This window comes from Bradyrhizobium sp. AUGA SZCCT0431, assembly GCF_018131065.1.
Lineage (GTDB): Bacteria > Pseudomonadota > Alphaproteobacteria > Rhizobiales > Xanthobacteraceae > Bradyrhizobium.
On record NZ_JAFCLR010000057.1, the window covers coordinates 1 to 17,097 of the forward strand.

General features: G+C 62.0%; 20 protein-coding genes. 10 read left to right on the forward strand and 10 right to left on the reverse strand.

Features of this window, described 5'->3' with window-relative positions:
- Positions 1 to 651 precede the first annotated feature (651 nt).
- From JQ567_RS34695 to JQ567_RS34705, 3 genes are all read left to right on the forward strand, one after another.
- On the forward strand, positions 652 to 1,266 hold the full coding sequence (locus tag JQ567_RS34695) for a hypothetical protein (RefSeq protein ID WP_212442987.1): 615 nt from the start codon (positions 652 to 654) through the stop codon (positions 1,264 to 1,266).
- Between the two features lie 40 nt (positions 1,267 to 1,306).
- A complete protein-coding gene (locus JQ567_RS34700; RefSeq protein WP_212442988.1) occupies positions 1,307 to 2,032 on the forward strand; it encodes a hypothetical protein in 726 nt (241 codons plus the stop codon).
- Positions 2,033 to 2,341: 309 nt separating this feature from the next.
- On the forward strand, positions 2,342 to 2,992 hold the full coding sequence (locus tag JQ567_RS34705) for a glutathione S-transferase family protein (RefSeq protein WP_212442989.1): 651 nt from the start codon (positions 2,342 to 2,344) through the stop codon (positions 2,990 to 2,992).
- A 73-nt stretch (positions 2,993 to 3,065) separates the two neighbouring features.
- On the opposite strand, the gene murI is transcribed toward JQ567_RS34705, so the two are convergent.
- On the reverse strand, positions 3,066 to 3,863 hold the full coding sequence (murI, locus tag JQ567_RS34710; RefSeq protein ID WP_212442990.1) for a glutamate racemase: 798 nt from the start codon (positions 3,861 to 3,863) through the stop codon (positions 3,066 to 3,068).
- Between the two features lie 345 nt (positions 3,864 to 4,208).
- A complete protein-coding gene (gene purB, locus JQ567_RS34715) occupies positions 4,209 to 5,516 on the reverse strand; it encodes an adenylosuccinate lyase (protein WP_212442991.1) in 1,308 nt (435 codons plus the stop codon).
- Between the two features lie 541 nt (positions 5,517 to 6,057).
- Between purB and JQ567_RS34720 the strand changes: the two genes are divergently transcribed.
- The 3 genes from JQ567_RS34720 (at position 6,058) to JQ567_RS34730 (ending at position 8,978) form a co-directional block, all read left to right on the forward strand.
- Positions 6,058 to 6,654 carry a TetR family transcriptional regulator gene (locus tag JQ567_RS34720; RefSeq protein WP_212442992.1) on the forward strand — a complete coding sequence of 199 codons (597 nt, stop codon included), beginning with the start codon at positions 6,058 to 6,060 and terminating at the stop codon, positions 6,652 to 6,654.
- Between the two features lie 119 nt (positions 6,655 to 6,773).
- The gene (locus JQ567_RS34725) at positions 6,774 to 7,526 is read left to right on the forward strand and encodes a metallophosphoesterase (RefSeq protein ID WP_212442993.1); all 753 of its coding nucleotides are present in this window, start codon (positions 6,774 to 6,776) and stop codon (positions 7,524 to 7,526) included.
- Positions 7,527 to 7,529: 3 nt separating this feature from the next.
- Positions 7,530 to 8,978 (forward strand): bifunctional serine/threonine-protein kinase/universal stress protein, encoded by a 1,449-nt coding sequence (locus JQ567_RS34730; protein WP_212442994.1) that lies wholly within the window; start codon positions 7,530 to 7,532, stop codon positions 8,976 to 8,978.
- A gap of 4 nt (positions 8,979 to 8,982) precedes the next feature.
- Here JQ567_RS34730 and JQ567_RS34735 read toward each other — a convergent pair whose 3' ends face one another.
- A complete protein-coding gene (locus JQ567_RS34735) occupies positions 8,983 to 9,873 on the reverse strand; it encodes a LysR family transcriptional regulator (RefSeq protein ID WP_212442995.1) in 891 nt (296 codons plus the stop codon).
- A gap of 120 nt (positions 9,874 to 9,993) precedes the next feature.
- Here JQ567_RS34735 and JQ567_RS34740 point away from each other — a divergent pair, with 120 nt between their 5' ends.
- Both JQ567_RS34740 and JQ567_RS34745 read left to right on the forward strand, forming a co-directional pair.
- Positions 9,994 to 10,719, forward strand: coding sequence for an SDR family oxidoreductase (locus tag JQ567_RS34740; RefSeq protein WP_212442996.1), 726 nt, complete (start codon positions 9,994 to 9,996; stop codon positions 10,717 to 10,719).
- Positions 10,720 to 10,745: 26 nt separating this feature from the next.
- Positions 10,746 to 11,126 (forward strand): Atu4866 domain-containing protein, encoded by a 381-nt coding sequence (locus tag JQ567_RS34745; RefSeq protein ID WP_249165923.1) that lies wholly within the window; start codon positions 10,746 to 10,748, stop codon positions 11,124 to 11,126.
- Between the two features lie 48 nt (positions 11,127 to 11,174).
- Here the strand turns inward: JQ567_RS34745 and JQ567_RS34750 are convergent, their stop codons facing one another.
- The 6 genes from JQ567_RS34750 to JQ567_RS34770 all read right to left on the reverse strand — a co-directional run bounded on the left by JQ567_RS34750 (position 11,175) and on the right by JQ567_RS34770 (position 13,894).
- On the reverse strand, positions 11,175 to 11,351 hold the full coding sequence (locus JQ567_RS34750) for a hypothetical protein (RefSeq protein ID WP_212442997.1): 177 nt from the start codon (positions 11,349 to 11,351) through the stop codon (positions 11,175 to 11,177).
- Between the two features lie 106 nt (positions 11,352 to 11,457).
- Complete coding sequence (locus JQ567_RS34755; RefSeq protein WP_212442998.1) at positions 11,458 to 11,643, reverse strand: hypothetical protein; 186 nt, start codon at positions 11,641 to 11,643, stop codon at positions 11,458 to 11,460.
- Between the two features lie 3 nt (positions 11,644 to 11,646).
- A complete protein-coding gene (locus tag JQ567_RS38755; RefSeq protein ID WP_283816608.1) occupies positions 11,647 to 11,778 on the reverse strand; it encodes a hypothetical protein in 132 nt (43 codons plus the stop codon).
- A 197-nt stretch (positions 11,779 to 11,975) separates the two neighbouring features.
- Entirely contained in the window at positions 11,976 to 12,428 is a 453-nt protein-coding gene (locus tag JQ567_RS34760) for a hypothetical protein (RefSeq protein ID WP_212442999.1), read from the reverse strand.
- 107 nt (positions 12,429 to 12,535) lie between these two features.
- Positions 12,536 to 13,123, reverse strand: a complete 588-nt coding sequence (locus JQ567_RS34765) for a hypothetical protein (protein ID WP_249165924.1) — start codon at positions 13,121 to 13,123, stop codon at positions 12,536 to 12,538.
- A gap of 219 nt (positions 13,124 to 13,342) precedes the next feature.
- Entirely contained in the window at positions 13,343 to 13,894 is a 552-nt protein-coding gene (locus tag JQ567_RS34770; RefSeq protein ID WP_212443000.1) for a hypothetical protein, read from the reverse strand.
- A 124-nt stretch (positions 13,895 to 14,018) separates the two neighbouring features.
- On the opposite strand from JQ567_RS34770, the gene JQ567_RS34775 reads away from it, so the two are divergent.
- The gene (locus JQ567_RS34775) at positions 14,019 to 14,312 is read left to right on the forward strand and encodes an antibiotic biosynthesis monooxygenase (RefSeq protein ID WP_192734137.1); all 294 of its coding nucleotides are present in this window, start codon (positions 14,019 to 14,021) and stop codon (positions 14,310 to 14,312) included.
- Between the two features lie 241 nt (positions 14,313 to 14,553).
- A complete protein-coding gene (locus tag JQ567_RS34780; protein WP_212443001.1) occupies positions 14,554 to 16,260 on the forward strand; it encodes a phospholipase D-like domain-containing protein in 1,707 nt (568 codons plus the stop codon).
- A gap of 15 nt (positions 16,261 to 16,275) precedes the next feature.
- Here JQ567_RS34780 and rpe read toward each other — a convergent pair whose 3' ends face one another.
- Positions 16,276 to 16,977, reverse strand: coding sequence for a ribulose-phosphate 3-epimerase (gene rpe, locus JQ567_RS34785; protein WP_212443002.1), 702 nt, complete (start codon positions 16,975 to 16,977; stop codon positions 16,276 to 16,278).
- Between the last annotated feature and the right edge of the window lie 120 nt (positions 16,978 to 17,097).

The following is a 17,097-nucleotide window of genomic DNA, read 5'->3' on the forward strand; positions in this document are numbered from 1 at the left end:
GGCCTTCCCTGCGCAATGGCTTTACGGCTTATAACGCGATCTCCCCGGTGAACGGGCTTTCTTGCCACCGTCGCTCCTGATCAGCTTTTGGCCTCTCAGGAACTTGACACCAGCAACGGGGTGTCAGGACCACGCGCCTTCGCCGTACGCCTCTGTCGCGTTACGTCTTCGCAACTTCAGCGTCCACCGCAACCCGTCCAACGTCCGTGACGACGGCCGACGCCCTCTGAGTGGGACGGGATGGCCAAATATGTATGCCTGATTTGGTTTCTGGAAAAGCGAAATATTTTTTATTTCGGGGCTTGACATCATTTCCGAAAATCAGAACTGATTTGCCCGTCGGGTTGATTTGTCGCACCCGGATCGCGAGATTGCGCTTGCGCGCGAGGCGACGCAGTTCGCGAAATGACCGGTCCCGTTCACCGAAAATTAGCGCTCGCTTCGGATTCCAGTTTACAACCGTTGGATGTGACGGCTAGCTTTACGGCGAGGTGGCGAGCGTCCATTCTCCTTTGTCGCGCAGCCGCAAAGAGTGGAAGTGCGAGGGACGAGCGCCATCGACAGTGCGGTGTCCGAGGTCGTTCACGAAAGGTACGGGAAGCCAGAGTGAACCGACGCCTCTTATTGGGAATTACGTTCGGAGCGATGTTGATGGCAGGAGGCGAAAACGCCGTCGCGACATCTGCCGAAACCTCTCCGCCAAAGCCCCCGAACTGCCCTGATCTGCCTGAGCGTAAAAACCTGATCCTGGCCGACGGGTCGATTGCAGATGTGAGAATTGTGCAATTCGGCCCTACAAATCTCTACATACCGAACAGTTGGGTACGGCCTTATTGGTTTTACAAAGATCCTGTCACCGGGACGATTTTATCGGGCGGTCTCGCTTTTGTTCCTGAACTCCATGAAGTGGAGTGCCCGGGAGTGGTCCACACGCTCAGCCCTGATCAAAGCGGTCCAGTAATGACGTTGTGGTCGAGCAAAAAAGGACCTTTGCCGACCATCTCGGTTGGCGAGGTGTCGATGTTGCGCATCACCGCTGATTTGCCCAACCCGGGCGAACGGCTGCGTGTTGTTTATGGCCGCTTGCACCACTTGCCCAAATTGAAGCCCGTGCCGGGTATCGTGGTCTATCTGGGAATAGATGCGGAAATTCGAACAACAAACGTAGAGAGCCCGGCCATCGAGGATTTGGTTCGCTGGATGGCTTCACCGCCCAATCGCCGCGACAACGCGCGTGAATTTGTATTGAAGGTCGAAAGTCGATGACTGCGAGATGCAGCGCATGGTAACGCGGGCATGCTATCGCATGGGCCTGACGCTTGCTGCTGCCGTATTCGCGTGGGCGGTGCCAATTGGCATCTGTACCTCTTCTGCCCGCGCGGATTATCTTCACTTCTCCTCGCTCGATATGACCCCGGTCCGGATCAGCCTGGTCAACAAAGTTGTCGGGAAGGCCGACTTCCCCGATCTCGTAGTGCCGCGGGCCTACATATTTTTCGTCAATGGCTTTCCGCCAAGCGAGGGACCGTTACCCTCGCAACTGAGTTCGAACGACGTCAACCTGATGTTCGTTGACGGTACAGGTGAAGCCTGGACGGTGGCAACGGCGGATCGGGCGCGACGAGACGGTATCGACCCCGCCACGGCCGGTCATCGCATGCGCGCTGAAGAGACGATCGTTCAGATCAGCCCCAGCAAAATATCGAGTGTAGCCTATGCGGATGCGATGCGCGACGACGTGCCGCGATCTGCCCCGAAGCGTCAGGACGACGATTTCGACGGACTGGCGCATTACCGGGGCGTCTCCAGTTTTTCCTACTATGTCGGCGGCTCCGACGACGAGTTTTTTTCAGCGCGCTGTCAGGAGGCGCTGAACCCTGTATTCCAGTGCCTCTACACGATGTCGATTACCGAAGGCGTCGTGGGCTCTGCCACGTTTGTCGACTTTCGCCTTTATGGCGGTCGCGCCTATGCCAACCGCCGGCTGCGCTTTGCTCGCGAGGTGGCGTGCCGTTATCTCACCCGCTGCTGAGCCCGGTCTAAGCAGCTACCTCAACCGCTGCTCATAGATCAGGTGAAGCGACTGATATCGGCGGCAAAGCTGTCTTGCGGGTACGCTGGCCAACCCTGGCACAGGTTGCTTGAACGAGACCTTGCGGGCTTCAATCCGTCCTGCGGGCTTCGCCGAGAGAGGGGTTTCAGGTCGTTCGCCGGTACGGCCGCGCGCAGAAGGTGAAGTCCTCCAGCCAAAAAAGACGAGGTAAGCTGTCGGGAGCCGCGCCGGTCGTTCGTCCTCCGAACGCAAATCTCGACGGCATCATGCAAAAACCGGAGCCCTCCAATGATCCCCACCATCACGGCCTTTGAAAGTTCGCCCGACCGCGGCAAGGGACAGGCACGTGACATGCGTGTTCGTTGGGCATTCGAAGAAGTAGGCCAACCTTACGACGTTCGTCTTGTTTCGTTCAGCGAGATGAAGGAGCCCGCGCATTGTGCGCTTCATCCTTTCGGGCAGATTCCGACCTATCAAGAAGGCGATCTCGCTCTGTTCGAGTCGGGGGCGATCGTGTTTCATATCGCGGAGCGCCATGCAGGCCTGTTGCCTGACGATGCGAATGCCCGGGCGCGCGCGATCACATGGATGTTCGCCGCGCTCAGCACGGTGGAGCCGCCGATCGTTGAATTCGGAATGGCCAGGCTTTTTGAGGGCGACAAGCCCTGGTCCGCGCAACGCATGCCTCTCCTCGAGGAGCGCGTCCGTCACCGGCTGGGCCAACTTTCGCTTCGCCTTGGCGATGCCGACTGGCTCGATGGTGCGTTCAGCGCCGGTGACCTGATGATGGTGGCTGTGCTGCGCAGGCTGAATGCGTCGAGCATATTGGACGAACATCCGAACCTCTCCGCCTATGTCGCCCGCGGCGAAGCGCGGCCGGCCTTCAAGCGTGCTTTCGATGCTCAATTGGCGGTTTTTACCGCGGCTTCGAATCCGTAGGATCGGTGGAGCCAACGGGTCGCGCGATTGCGCGCCCGGTGACAGGCTCCGCGATGGCTTAATCCAACGTCCGCTACGCCGGCACCCGCCCGCCGAAAAACGGCATTAGTGCCTGGCTCAGCGTGTGCGGCCGCTTCGAGGTAAAAACCATCTCGGCGCCGGCGGTGTCGGATTCGCGGCCGGGTCCGCCGAGCAGATCGGAGACGCGCCGCGCGATGGCGGGTGCGGGGTCGATCCAGTCGACCGGCCATGGCGCCAACTTCACCAGGCGATCCAGCAACAGGGGATAGTGGGTGCAGGCCAGCACGACGGTATCTGTGCGGGCGGCATCGCCGGCGCCGTTGCCGACGAAGCAGGGCGCCAGTTCGGTCGAGATGTCCTTGTCGCTGACGTAAAAGCCGCTGAGCGCGCGTTCGGCCAATGCGGCGAGCTCGGCCGAGCCGACCAGCGTGACCTCGCAGCCCTGCGCGAAATCGTCGATCAGCTTTCTGGTGTACTCCCGCTTCACCGTGCCCTTGGTGCCGAGCACCGACACGCGTTTGGTTCTTGAGCTGGCGCAGGCCGGCTTGATCGCGGGCACGGTGCCGACGAACGGCACAGAATAGGCGCTGCGCAGATGCGACATGACCAGCGTGGAGGCGGTATTGCAGGCGATCACCACCAGATCGGGGGAGTGGGCCGCGATCAGTTCGCCGACCAGCGGCACGACGCGGGCGATGATCTGTTCTTCGGTATGGTGGCCATAGGGGAAGAATGCATCGTCGGCGACATAGACGTAATGGGCGTCGGGCCGTGCGCCCACGATCTCGCGCAAGACGGTGAGGCCGCCAAGGCCGGAATCGAAGACAAGAATCGTTGGAGGAGCTGCCACGCTGCGACTTTAGCCGATCCGCGGTTACCGTTGGGTTGATTTGAGGGTCCCGGCGGCCTGTTCATCGGGCCGTCGCCAGCGCAAGAACTTTGGAATAAGCCAATTTGGGATGATTCAAATCGCTTTGGCAAGGGCGGAAAGCCATGGCAGCGCCGTGACAGCCGCGGACTCGATTCACCTCTCCCGCTTGCGGGGTTGAGACGAGCGAAGCTCGCTCTAAGGTCGACGCACGAAGTGCGGCGGGTTGGGGCTCTCTCCACACGAACAGTCTGACTCGCGGCAGCACCCCCACGCCAGCCCAGCCCTGCCCGCAAGCGGGAGAGGGGGCGCAGTCCCTACGCGTCGTCAGCTCTCGCCGAACACGCGCTTGAAGATCGTGTCGACGTGCTTGAAATGATAGCCGAGGTCGAAGCGTTCTTCGATTTCGGCGTCGCTCAGATGCTTCTTCACGTCGGGGTCTTTTTTCAGCAACGTCAGGAAATCGCCTTCGCCGCGCCATACCGGCATGGCGTTGCGCTGCACGTATTTGTAGGCGTCCTCGCGGCTGGCGCCCTTTTGCGTCAGCGCCATCAAAATCCGCTGCGAATGCACGAGGCCGCCGAGGCGGTCGAGGTTCTTCTGCATGTTCTCGGGGTAAACCAAAAGCTTCTCGACCAGGCCGGCGAGGCGCATCAGCGCGAAATCGAGCGTCACGGTGGCATCGGGGCCGATCATGCGTTCGGCGGATGAGTGCGAGATGTCGCGCTCGTGCCAGAGCACGATGTTCTCCATCGCCGGCATCGCATAGGCGCGCACCATGCGCGACAGACCGGTGAGATTTTCCGACAGTACCGGGTTGCGCTTGTGCGGCATCGCCGAAGAACCCTTCTGGCCCTCGGAGAAGAACTCTTCGGCTTCCAATACTTCCGTGCGCTGCAGGTGGCGAATTTCGGTGGCGAGGCGTTCGACCGAGGAGGCGATGACCCCGAGGGTTGCAAAATACATCGCGTGGCGGTCGCGCGGGATCACCTGCGTCGAGATCGGCTCCGGCGTCAGTCCCATCGCCTTGGCGACATGTTCTTCGACGCGCGGATCGATCTGCGCAAAGGTGCCGACGGCGCCCGAGATCGCGCAGGTGGAGACTTCCTTGCGGGCGGCGATCAGGCGCTCGCGGGCGCGGGAAAATTCAGCATAGGCATAAGCGAGCTTGAGGCCGAACGTCACGGGCTCGGCATGAATGCCGTGGGAGCGGCCGATGGTCGGCGTCATCTTGTGTTCGAAGGCGCGCTTCTTCAGCGCGGCCAGAACCTTGTCGATATCGGTAAGCAGCAGGTCGGCGGCGCGGGTGAGCTGCACGTTGAAGCAGGTGTCGAGCACGTCGGAGGAGGTCATGCCCTGATGAATGAAGCGCGCCTCGGGGCCGACGATCTCGGCCAGATGGGTCGTGAAGGCGAGGACGTCGTGCTTGGTCTCGCGTTCGATCTCGTCGATGCGGGCGATGTCGAAGGTGACGTTACGCGCCTTGGCCCAGACGGTTTTGGCGGCTTCCTTGGGGATGACGCCGAGTTCCGCCTGCGCGTCGGCTGCATGCGCCTCGATCTCGAACCAGATCTTGAAGCGGGTCTGCGGCTCCCAGATGGCGGCCATTTCCGGGCGGGTGTAGCGGGGGATCATCGACGACTCCGGCGAATTGTTTTTTACGCCGTGCTTTAGCAGGGCCGCCCAAATGAGACAAACAAAGCGAGACAAACGGCCGGGAAAAACGGCTGGGTAACGCCGGGCCAGGCTGGGGCGGAGTGCCCGGCGGAAGGGGCGGCCGGAAGGGGGTCCCAATCACGAAAAACTGAATGACAGATATTGAAATCTGTCAGCGAGACATGCTATATCCTTCTTCGACGCCACGGATAGGGGCGTCATCCGGGTTCGCTGGCACTGAGCCCGGGTATTTGAAGAGGACTTAAGCCATGACAATCGAAATCATTAATCTGACGACACAAATCACCCGCTGGCTGAACGCCCGGGTGGCCCGCCATCTGGAAGCCCAGGCGACCCGTTTGGGACCGCTGAAAAGCTGAACCTTCTAAAGGCTAGAGCATTGATGCTCTAGCTTCCTGTTTTGACGCGTTTTCTTCACGCGAACCGGTATGCACTTCGCTCGAAAACGCTCTTAGGGGGATTAAATGACCACCCGTTCCATCATTTCGCAGGTGTGCGCATGAACGAAGTCGTGGTTTTGACCCCTGAGCGAATTCTCGAGGTTACCGAGGACGTATTGCGCCGCTACGGGCTGGCCAAGGCCACGGTGGTCGACGTTGCCCGTGCGCTGGATGTCAGCCACGGCAGCGTCTACCGCCATTTCCCCAGCAAGGCGTCACTGCGCCAGGCGGTTGCAAAACGCTGGCTCGACCGCGCCAACGCGCCGCTGCAGAAGATCGCGGAATCCTCCGGACCGGCGCCGGCCAGGCTCGAGAAGTGGCTGCGCACGATGTTCGAGATCAAGTACAAGAAGGTCTCCGAAGATCCCGAGATGTTCCAGACCTACCTGACGCTGGCCCGCGAGGCCTGCGAGGTCGTCCACGCGCACAAGGAGCGCCTGGTCGGTCAGGTCGCGGATATTCTGTCCGACGGCGTGAAACAGGGGGTATTCCAGGTCGCCGACGTCAAGGTTTCAGCGCGCGCGGTGTTCGACGCCACCATCCGCTACCATCACCCCGCGCATTCGGACGAATGGAGCAATCCGGAAACGGCTGCTCGGATCGACGCGCTGCTGGCGCTGGTGATCAAGGGCCTGGAAGCGCCAAAGAAGCGCTGATCCGAGCGGGCCCCTGACATCCCAGTCTTCCGCATCATTGCGGGCCGCATGCCTCCCGGTGTTTGATATCCATCAAGGCACGTGCCGGCAGCGGCGCGATCATGGACGCGGAGGAAGCTGTGCGTCTCGCAATCTTTGCGGATATCCATGCCAACCGGCAGGCGTTCAGCGCCTGTCTTGCGGCGGCACGCGCGCGCGGCGCGGAGCGGATCATCTGCCTCGGCGACATCGTCGGCTATGGCGCCGACCCCGAATGGGCGGTCGAGACCATGATGGACCTTGTCCATGACGGCGCCGTCGCCGTGCGCGGCAATCATGACAACGCCATCGGCACGCCGTCCGAGACCATGAATGCCGCGGCCCAGGCCGCGATCGAATGGACGCGCGGCCGGCTGAGCGCGCCGCAGCGGCGGTTCCTCGCCGAATTGCCGCTGACGCGGCAGGAGGACGATCGCCTCTACGTGCATTCCGAAGCAAGCAGTCCGGCGCGATGGCGCTACGTTGAGGGTACGGCGGAAGCCGCCCGCAGTATCGAAGCGACGGACGCACAGCCCCATGTCCACGTTACCTTATGCGGTCATATCCATCAGCCCGCGCTTTACTCGATGTCGTCGGCGGCGAAGATGACGAGCTTCGTGCCGACCTCGGATGTCCCGGTGCAGTTGCTCGGTGGCCGGCGCTGGCTGGCCGTTGTCGGCTCGGTCGGGCAGCCGCGCGACGGCAATCCGGCGGCGGCGTTTGCGATGCTCGATACCGCGACGCGCGAGATCACCTATTGCCGCGTGCCGTACGACGTCGAGACCGCGGCGGACCGGATCCGCGCCAACGGCCTGCCGCGCTGGCTGGCCGATCGCCTGCTCGAGGGGCGCTGAGCGATGGCGAAGCCTTCGATTGAGTCGGGCGCCGAGCTCGACGGTTTTGCGATCGGCGAGCGCGTGCATCAAGGCGGCATGGCGACGCTGTGGAGCGTGACCCATCCCGGCATCAATGTGCCGCTGCTGATGAAGATCCCGAGGATTTCCGAGGGCGAGGATCCGGCCGCGATCGTCTCATTCGAGATGGAGCAGATGATCGTGCCGCGGCTCGCCGGCCCGCACGTGCCGCTTTGTTTCGGCTCCGGCAATTTCGACCGGCAGCCTTATGTGGTGATCGAGCGCATCCCCGGCAAAACGCTGTATGACCGGCTCGGCGATCTGCCGATCCCGTATGAAGAGGCGAGGGTGATCGCCGGCAAGATCGCGACCGCGCTCGCCGACCTGCACCGGCAGAACGTCATCCACCACGACATCAAGCCGAGCAGCATCATGTTTCGCGAAACCGGCGAGGCCGTGCTGACCGATTTCGGGCTGTCGCATCACAATCAATTGCCCGATCTGCTGCAGGAAGAATTCCGTTTGCCCTACGGCACCGCGCCCTACATGGCGCCGGAGCGCCTGCTCGGCGTGCGCGACGATCCGCGCAGCGATTTGTTTTCACTGGGCGTGCTTTTGTATTTCTTCACGACGGGCGTACGGCCGTTCGGCGAAAGCGAGACCCTGCGCGGCATGAAGCGGCGGCTGTGGCGCGATCCGTATCCGCCGCGCCAATTGCGGCCGGATTATCCGCTTTGGCTGCAGGAAATCGTGCTGCGGTGCCTGGAAATCGAACCGGTGTGGCGTCACCCGACGGCGTCGCAACTGGCGTTCGAGCTGGCGCATCCGGATCAAGTCAAACTCACCGCGCGGTCGGAGCGGTTGCAGCGCGATCCGATCACCACGGTGTGGCGCCGCCGCTTCAATCGCGGGCTGACGCTGCCGAAACCCAAATCGGATGTGGCAGCGCAACTGGCGTCGGGGCCAATCGTGGCCGTCGCCATCGATACCGAAGAAGGTTCGGGACCGCTCAATGAATGCCTGCGCATGTCAGCCGAGCAATTGCTGGCGACGCTGCCATCGGCGCGGCTCGCCTGCATCAATGTCCTGAAACTCGGCCGCATCACCATCGACCGGACGCTCGACGAGGAGGGCAACAACAAGCACATCGACCGGCTGGTCGCGCTCCGGCACTGGGCCTCGCCATTGAAACTCGATGAGAGCCGGCTCACGGTGCATGTGCTGGAAGCGATCGATCCCGCATCCGCGATCCTGGAATTCACCGGGGTCAATCAGGTCGACCATATCGTCATCGGCGCGCGACGGAATTCGATGATGCGGACGTTTCTGGGCAGCGTCTCGGCCAAGGTCGCGGCTGAGGCGGCCTGCACGGTGACCGTGGTGCGGCCGCCGCGGTCGGCCATGGCGCCGGTGCAGCAAGATGGGCGCAAGCCGAACGCGATCGAGGCTTAAGGTTTCATCTGAAGCGCTGGACGTGATCGATCAGCGCGCGCAGTTTCGGGGCCGTGTTGCGGCGGCTTGGATAATACAAGTAGAAACCGGCGAAGCGCGGGCAATATTCTTCCAGTACGGACACGAGCTCACCGCGCTCGATCGAGGCGCGAAAGCTCGCTTCCATGCCAAAGGTGATGCCATAGCCGGCGATGGCGAGCTTGATCATCAGCGCCATGTCGTTGGTCGTGATCTCGGGTGCGACGGCGACGCTGAACTCCTTGCCGCGCTCCGCGAATTCCCAGCGATAGGGTGCGACCTTGGGCGCGGGGCGCCAGCCGATGCAGCGATGGCCTGCAAGCTCGCTCGGATGTAAAGGCAGCCCGAACCGGTCGCGGTACGCCGGCGCGCAAACCGCAAGCTGCCGCTCGTCGCCCGCGACGGACACCGCGATCATGTCCTGCTCGATCACTTCGCCGAGCCTGACGCCGGCATCGTATCCCTCGGCGACGATATCGAATTCCTCGTCGGTCACGGTGATGTCGATCTGGATTTGCGGATTGGCCTCGGCAAACGCCGCCAGGAATGGGCCTGCGAGAAAGCGTTCCGCGATCGAGGAGACGGCCAGCCGCAGCTGCCCGCGCGGCAGCCCGCGCAAATTCCCTGTGGTCTCGATGGCCGCACGCATCTCCGCAATCGCGGGCGCCGTCGCGGCGTAAAGGCGTTCGCCGGCCTCGGTCAGGCTGACGCTGCGCGTCGTGCGCTGCACCAGTGCAATCCCGAGGGTCTCTTCCAGCCGCCGGATGGTCTGGCTGACCGCCGAGCGCGTGACCCCCAGGCGGTCGGCCGCCGCGCGAAAACTCCGCTCCTCGGCCACGAGGGCGAAAACGGCCAGCGCATTGAGATCCGGCTCCATTGGTTAGATTTTCTTTCCATGTTGGGAAGAAATGGTCGTCTTCCGGCGACAATGGGCCAGATCTAACTTCCTGGCAACCGCTCATGGCGGCTCGCAAACCAGCCAGGAAAGAGACCAGACATGTCCCTCAACAAAGTCATCCTCGTCACGGGCGCTTCGAGCGGCATCGGCGCCGCCATCGCCCGGGAGGTCGGCGCCGCCGGCGCGAAGGTCATGCTCGGTGCGCGCCGCACCGACCGGCTGGACGCGCTCGCGGAGGAAATCAGGGCCAGGGGCGGGGAGGCCATGCCGCGCCGCGTCGACGTCACCGACCGCGCCGATGTCGCGGCGTTTGCGGAAGGCGCGCGGCAGACCTGGGGCCGCGTCGACGTCATCGTCAACAATGCCGGCGTCATGCCGCTTTCGCTGATGGCCTCGATGAAGGCCGATGAGTGGGATCGGATGGTCGACGTCAACATCAAGGGCGTGCTGCACGGCATTGCCGCGGTGCTGCCGGAGATGACGTCCCGGGGCTCCGGCCATGTCGTCAACATCGCCTCGATCGGCGCGCTTTCGGTTTCACCAACCGCCGCGGTCTATTGCGCGACCAAATATGCGGTGCGGGCGATCTCGGATGGGTTGCGGCAGGAACACGACAACATTCGCGTCACCTGCATCCATCCCGGCGTGGTCGAGAGCGAGCTTGCCGATACGATCACCGATCCGGTGGCCGCGGAAGCGATGAAAACCTACCGCGCCATTGCGCTGCAGCCCGACGCGATCGGCCGCGCCGTCCGCTTCGCCGTCGAACAGCCCGATGATGTCGACGTGAACGAGATCGTTATCCGGCCGACAGCCTGCAAATAAGGAGGCAGCCATTTAAGGAGGCAACCATGGGTCTTCGTTTTCACAGGCAACCGCCAACGCGCAGTTACATGATTGCCGCTATCGCGCTGTTCGCCGGCGCTGTCGTGTTACCCCTCGAGAAAGGTCTTGCTCAGATGAACTCAGGTCAGAAATCTGCTGCCCAGCCGGCACAAAACCATTCCTACGCCGGGATGTGGATCACGGCCGACGGGAACATCCGCCACAATCTGCTTCCGAACGGCCGCTACGACGAAGCCCGCGGCAATCGCGAGAGCGCCTACCAGGGGCGCTATGAGATCAGGGGAAATCACATCGATTACTGGGATGACACCGGTTTCACCGCCGATGGCGAATTCATCGACGGCGTGCTGCATCACGGTGGCATGATCCTGCGTCGGAAGGAATAGCGGTTCCGCGCCAGCACCCCACGCACAGGCAGCTTGGGCCGCCTGGCGTCAGGCGGCGCGAACCTGATCGATCGGGCGCTTCACGTCGCGTGACGGTTTGGTGTCGCGGTCCTGCCAGACGTCGAAGAACTGGATGATTTCGCGGCAGGGTTCGCAACGGAACATATTGCGCGACGACGTCGTCTCCGACATCTCGTTCAGACAGCTTGGGCAAAGCGGATTCATGGCTCTCTCGAAATTCTTTGACTGTAAAATTCTTAGCTTGAGCGAACAGTTCCCACGCACGGCGCAAAAATGCGAACAGGCCGGCTTCGATTTGGGGGAACGGTGTTTAGCGGCGATCCTGTAACTGCGTCCGGCTTTCCAATTCGTAAAGATCGGACCGGGAACCGCTATCGAGCCGGTCCATCGCCGGCCGGCGCCGCTCATACCGGCTGCAGAAGAATTCGAGATCGGGACGCGGGCGCCGCGCGATCAGGCGCTTGCGCCTCATCGATCGCCTGGCGATCACGCCCATGGTTCACATCCAGCGGGGAGCGCGATTGTCTGTTCGCCTCTTGTTGCCGGGCTCTGCCGCTACCAGGCAAACGGTGACGGCTGCATTCAGGGCCAGCCACAACGCCACGCCGGTCCAGACAAATGTCATCGTCATGATGCCGCCCTCCGCGAAATTCGGAAGCGCGTTGTGCGTGATTTGCCTGAATCCGTGAAGACCGGTCTTCTACGGTAGGCCGCATCAATATTGAGCATGCGGCAGCGCAATATGAATTGCTGCAGGTGCGGTGCGTAACCTGCGTGACGGTATTATTCGCGAGCCAGCGGATCGTCCACGCTAGCTATGCGCCGGACTCACTCGAGTGTTTGCACAGGCGGCGGCGTCGTTGCCGCGGGCGCTGCTGTCATCGCTGCAGGCGCTGGTGACGTTGCCGCAGGCGCCGATGGCCTCACGCTCGGCGTCGCAGGGTTTGCTTCGTTCCTGGTCGTCGCGACACGCGCATCTTTTTCGACGCGAGCGGCGGCGGGCCTGGTTTCGCGAGCAACTTCCGCTCGCGCGCCGCGCACGCGCTCTTTCGAGGCTTGCCGGCGCGGACGCTGCGATCCGGATCGATCAATTCCCCAGGACCGCGCGATCGCCGGTCCTGCCGAATAGCCGATGAAGGCGCCTGCGACCGCGCCAATCGGCCCCAGCACCACAGCGCCCGACACCGCACCCAGTGCGGCGTCGCCAGCCCGGTGCTGCGCAAAGGCTACGGAGGGCGCAAGCAGCAGGATCATGGCGGCTGCGGTGAGGGCTTTGGTCATGGACTGGTTCCGTCGAGAATGAACCGCGACGGTGTTCCGGCTTTATGGCCAGACAATGAAGGTTAATGGCCAACACGATGGCCAAGACGATGACGCTTTGGGTTCCATCAGCCGCGAGCGGAACCCTGGCGAGTGCCAGCCGGCCGGGCCGCGTCTTCGCGACGTGCACGCTCGAGGATATCGCGCACCGCTACGGCGTCTCGAATGCAGTGAAACCCGTAATGGCCGGTGTAAGCGGTATCGGAAGCACGGGGCGAAATGCCGGACGCGAAAAACAGGGCGCAGGGGCGGCCGCGGCCAATGTCGAGAATCTCGAAGGTCGCGTCCATATCGCTGAACAAGGTGTCGGTCACGGTTGGCTTGCCGAAGGTGCGCACGATCAGCGCGCGGCGATTGGTGATCACGTACAGCGTCTGCAGGTCGCGCAGCAGCACCAGCAGAGGTGTGCCCACCATCGCCACCCCGAGCACCAGGAGGACCTTGGCCGATTCGGCGATCCAGCCCCTGGTGACCGCAATCGCGACGAGAGCCAGCCAGGGAATTCCGATCCACCACAGAAATCGCCAAAACATCATGCGGGCAATGCCATCGGGCTGCCCCTGCCACAGCACGCGCTCGCCGCGTTGCAGCGACTGGGCCAGCAGCCATCGCAGCTTCGCGGTAAACAGCGTCGATCGGATTTCATCCATGCTCATGCCCCGTTGGTCGCTTGGAGTGCAGGAATGGTTCGGACCGCGCCGCCACAACGTTGGATGGCACGGTTGCGCAAGCGGGATGTGGCGGAAACGCTAGAGCGTGATGATTTCTCTTCGATTCATCATCCCGCTCTAGTCTTTTGTTTGAGCATGATCTCCGCGCAAACGCTGCGCGTTTGTCGCGAGGGAAAACCGGTTCCCACTTTTCCGGATCATGCTCTAGTCGCGCTGCGTGTTTCCGCTACGTGCGCGCTCGAGAATGTCCCGCACGGCGGAGGGATTTCGAATGCAACGAAACCCGTAGCGGCCGGTATAGTCGGTATCGGGCGACCGGGTCGAAACACCGGACGCGAAATTCAGGTGGCCTGCGCCGCGGCCGATGTCGAGGATCTCGAATGTCGCGTCCATGTCCTCGAACGAGGTACCCTTGACGGTCGGCCTGCCCCAGGCCGTGCGCAGAATCAGCGCGCGGCGATTGGTGATCACGCATAGCGTCTGCCAATCGTACAGCAGCATCACCAGGGGTGCCGCGATCATCATGGCGCCGAACAGCAGAAAGAACACCGCCGATTGATCGATCCAGCCTTTGGCGGTAGCGACGACGGCGAGCGTCAGCCACGGGAATCCGATCCACCACAAAAACCGCCACATCATCATGTCGGCGACAGCGTCGGGCTGGCCCTGCCAGAGCACGCGTTCGCCGCGTTGCAGTGCCTGGGCAAGCAGCCGCCGCAGCTTCGCGGAAAACAGTGTCGATCGAATTTCATCCATGCTCACGCCCGTTGGTCGCTTGCGGTGCAAGAATGGTTCGGACCGCAACGTTGGATGGCGCGGTTGCCGGGGATGGCGTAATATGCGGCGTGGGGCTTCTGCTACCGGTGAAGGAGGGTTTCCCATGTATGCCGCCATTCGTCAGGGCAAGGCAAAGACCGGCATGGCCGAAGAACTGGCACGCAGGATCAAGGAAGGCGCGATTCCGATTATCAGTGATGTCGAAGGGTTCATGGCCTACTACGTGGTCTATGCGCCCGACGACACCGTGACGGCGATCAGCATCTTCAACAATTACGCAGGCGCCGAGGAGTCGAACCGGCGCGGGATCGCCTGGATCGAACAAAACCTGACGCCGTTGCTCACGGGACCGGCGACGGCGGTTGCCGGACCGGTGATCGTCCATACGCTGGCGTAATCGGCAGATCGCAGCGGCGTTAAAGAGAGCCCGGATTAATTTCCCCTTCGCGGGTGCGGACCGCAGTGCGCTGCAGGTCAAGTGAACTTGCAAGCCTGAATTTGTAAGCTGCGTCACATTTGCGCTGGCCAATTCCTGCTATCGTTTAGGTTGCATTTATGCAATGGCAACCAAATTGCGGCCGGCGCAATTAGCGCGGGTCCAGTCAGGTATTGCAGGCAAGTTTTGCCAAGGGGGAGATATGAGCAGCGAGGATTTCCAGGTCACCGGCACCAACAAGGCCGCGCTTTTCACATTGAAACTTCACCGCGGCGATGGGATGTGCCTTGTCGCGATGAACTGGAAAAAGGGCAAACCGCCCCCGGATTTCGTCGGCTTTGCGATCGAAAGCAAACCACCGGACCAAAATAAGTTCTTTCCGTTGAACAACCGCGTAGCGTTCCCGACCGCGGACGGGGAGGTCAACCCCATTCAACTATCGACGCTGGTCTCGCCGATCCAGAAATTCCGCTGGGTTCACTTCCCGCGCAATGCCAATCTCGCGGGCGATTTTACCTATCGCGTCACGCCGATATTCATGGATGACGAAGACAGGCTGAGCCAAGGCGAGCCACAGGAAGCTGCCATCGAACTTCGGCGCGAGACCTATCCGGGTCAGCTCAATGTGACATTCACCCGTGGCTTCGTGTCGTCCCAGGCATTCGTCGATCGGTTCGACAAGTTCGGGCCGATCAAAACGCTGCTTCCGGCCAAGGCCGACCAGGGGCTCAAGTTCAAACCGACGCATCCCCAAACAGAGAAGGCGCTGGCCTGGATGGGGTTCGAGGCGCGCGAGACCATCCTCGATCTGCTCGACCAGGCGATCAAGGACAAGGCCGATGTCCGCGTTGTCGCCTATGACCTCAGCGAGCCCGAGGTGGTCAGTCGGCTCGAGAAGATCGGCAAACGCCTCAGGATCATTATTGATGACAGCAAGGAGCATGGCGAGACCACGTCCGGTGAAAGCCAGGCCGCGAAGCGCCTGGTCAAATCGGCGGGCAAAGCGAACGTCAAGCGCCAGCACATGAAGAGCCTGCAGCACAACAAATCCATCATGGTGAGCGGTCCGACCGTGAAGAAGGTCGTGTTTGGGTCTACCAATCTGAGTTGGCGCGGCCTCTATGTGCAAGCCAACAACGCGCTGGTGGTGGAGGGCGCCAAGCCGGTCGCGTTGGCGTTCGCGGCGTTCGACAATTACTTCGACAATGAAAAGACATTCGATGACACCGCCTCCGCCGAGATGGTGGATCTGGGTTTGAAGAACATCAACGCCAAGGTCGCGTTTTCCCCGCACTCGAAAGCGAATTCGTTGCTCGATCAGATCGGCAAGGACATCGCCGGAACCACGTCCTGTCTGTTTTACTCGCTGGCCTTCCTCTCGATCACGCCCGGCGTGATCAAGGAAAGCATCAAGAGGGTATCGAAGAAGACGGGCATCTTCGTTTACGGCATTGCCGACAAGAAGGTCGGCGGTATTGACCTGCAAATGCCGAACGGCAATATCGCGCCGGTATTCGCCGCGGCACTCGACAAGAACATTCCCGCGCCGTTCAACAAGGAGCCTACCGGCGGCGGCGGAAACCGGATGCATCACAAGTTCGTGGTAATCGATTTCGACAAGCCGACGGCACGGGTCTATCTCGGCTCCTACAATTTCTCGATCCCGGCCGACCGGAAGAATGGCGAAAACCTGCTACTGATCCGTGACCGGCGCGTAGCGGTGTCCTATACCATCGAGGCGCTCCGCATTTTCGACCACTATCATTTTCGTATTGCGCAACGCGAGGCCAAGAAGGCGAGGAAGAAGCTGCAGCTCGCCAAGCCGCCGCGCCATCGAGGCGAGAAACCTTGGTGGGATGACGACTATACCGATCCGCGAAAGATCAGGGACCGCGAGCTGTTCGCGTAACAGGGACGCGAGGAGCTAGATCGCTTCGCCGCGCGCCATTGCGGCGGCATTGCGGATCGCTGATATATTGGTCTTGTAGGCTTCCACGGTGCCGCCCTTGAATACCGCGGAGCCGGCGACCAGTGCGTTGGCGCCGGCGGCGGCGAGTTCGCCCGCGACCTCAGGACCGACGCCGCCGTCAACTTCAATGTCGATCGGACGGCCCGCGGTCATCGCACGGATGTCGCGGACCTTGCCGAGCGCCGAGCGGATGAAGGCCTGGCCGCCGAAGCCGGGATTAACCGACATCACAAGCACGAGGTCGATCAGGTCGATCACGTATTCGATTGCGCTTACCGGCGTGCCCGGATTGAGCGAGACGCCGGCCTTCTTGCCGAGCGCGCGGATCGCCTGCAGCGAGCGATGCAGATGCGGACCGGCCTCGGCGTGGACGGTGATTTGATCGCACCCGGCCTTGGCGAAGGCTTCGAGATAGGGATCGCACGGTGCGATCATCAAATGCGCGTCGAAGATTTTCTTGGTATGCGGGCGCATCGCCTTGATGACGTCGGGGCCGTAGGAAATGTTCGGCACGAAGTGCCCGTCCATCACGTCGAGATGGATCCAGTCGGCGCCGGCGGTGTCCACCGCGCGGACTTCCTCGCCCAGTTTGGCGAAATCCGAAGCCAGGATCGACGGGGCGATGATGAGCGGACGCGACGCAAATTGCTGGGACATGTGCGCTCCGGTGCACTTGGGACAGAATGGCCCCGCGTATCATGCAGCGCGGCCGGGGGCAATGCGGCCGCTATGACTCCGGTCGGGCGGAAAAATCTGCCGCGGCGGGCAGCTATTGCC

Coding starts and splice junctions, on each gene's coding strand:
- JQ567_RS34695 (WP_212442987.1), top strand. CDS start 652: ATGGCAGGAGGCGAAAACGCCGTCGCGACATCTGCCGAAACCTCTCCG.
- JQ567_RS34700 (WP_212442988.1), top strand. CDS start 1,307: ATGGGCCTGACGCTTGCTGCTGCCGTATTCGCGTGGGCGGTGCCAATT.
- JQ567_RS34705 (WP_212442989.1), top strand. CDS start 2,342: ATGATCCCCACCATCACGGCCTTTGAAAGTTCGCCCGACCGCGGCAAG.
- purB (WP_212442991.1), bottom strand. CDS start 5,516: ATGATCCCCCGCTACACCCGCCCGGAAATGGCCGCCATCTGGGAGCCG.
- JQ567_RS34720 (WP_212442992.1), top strand. CDS start 6,058: ATGAACGAAGTCGTGGTTTTGACCCCTGAGCGAATTCTCGAGGTTACC.
- JQ567_RS34730 (WP_212442994.1), top strand. CDS start 7,530: ATGGCGAAGCCTTCGATTGAGTCGGGCGCCGAGCTCGACGGTTTTGCG.
- JQ567_RS34735 (WP_212442995.1), bottom strand. CDS start 9,873: ATGGAGCCGGATCTCAATGCGCTGGCCGTTTTCGCCCTCGTGGCCGAG.
- JQ567_RS34740 (WP_212442996.1), top strand. CDS start 9,994: ATGTCCCTCAACAAAGTCATCCTCGTCACGGGCGCTTCGAGCGGCATC.
- JQ567_RS34745 (WP_249165923.1), top strand. CDS start 10,746: ATGGGTCTTCGTTTTCACAGGCAACCGCCAACGCGCAGTTACATGATT.
- JQ567_RS34750 (WP_212442997.1), bottom strand. CDS start 11,351: ATGAATCCGCTTTGCCCAAGCTGTCTGAACGAGATGTCGGAGACGACG.
- JQ567_RS34755 (WP_212442998.1), bottom strand. CDS start 11,643: ATGGGCGTGATCGCCAGGCGATCGATGAGGCGCAAGCGCCTGATCGCG.
- JQ567_RS38755 (WP_283816608.1), bottom strand. CDS start 11,778: ATGACGATGACATTTGTCTGGACCGGCGTGGCGTTGTGGCTGGCCCTG.
- JQ567_RS34760 (WP_212442999.1), bottom strand. CDS start 12,428: ATGACCAAAGCCCTCACCGCAGCCGCCATGATCCTGCTGCTTGCGCCC.
- JQ567_RS34765 (WP_249165924.1), bottom strand. CDS start 13,123: ATGAGCATGGATGAAATCCGATCGACGCTGTTTACCGCGAAGCTGCGA.
- JQ567_RS34770 (WP_212443000.1), bottom strand. CDS start 13,894: ATGGATGAAATTCGATCGACACTGTTTTCCGCGAAGCTGCGGCGGCTG.
- JQ567_RS34775 (WP_192734137.1), top strand. CDS start 14,019: ATGTATGCCGCCATTCGTCAGGGCAAGGCAAAGACCGGCATGGCCGAA.
- JQ567_RS34780 (WP_212443001.1), top strand. CDS start 14,554: ATGAGCAGCGAGGATTTCCAGGTCACCGGCACCAACAAGGCCGCGCTT.
- rpe (WP_212443002.1), bottom strand. CDS start 16,977: ATGTCCCAGCAATTTGCGTCGCGTCCGCTCATCATCGCCCCGTCGATC.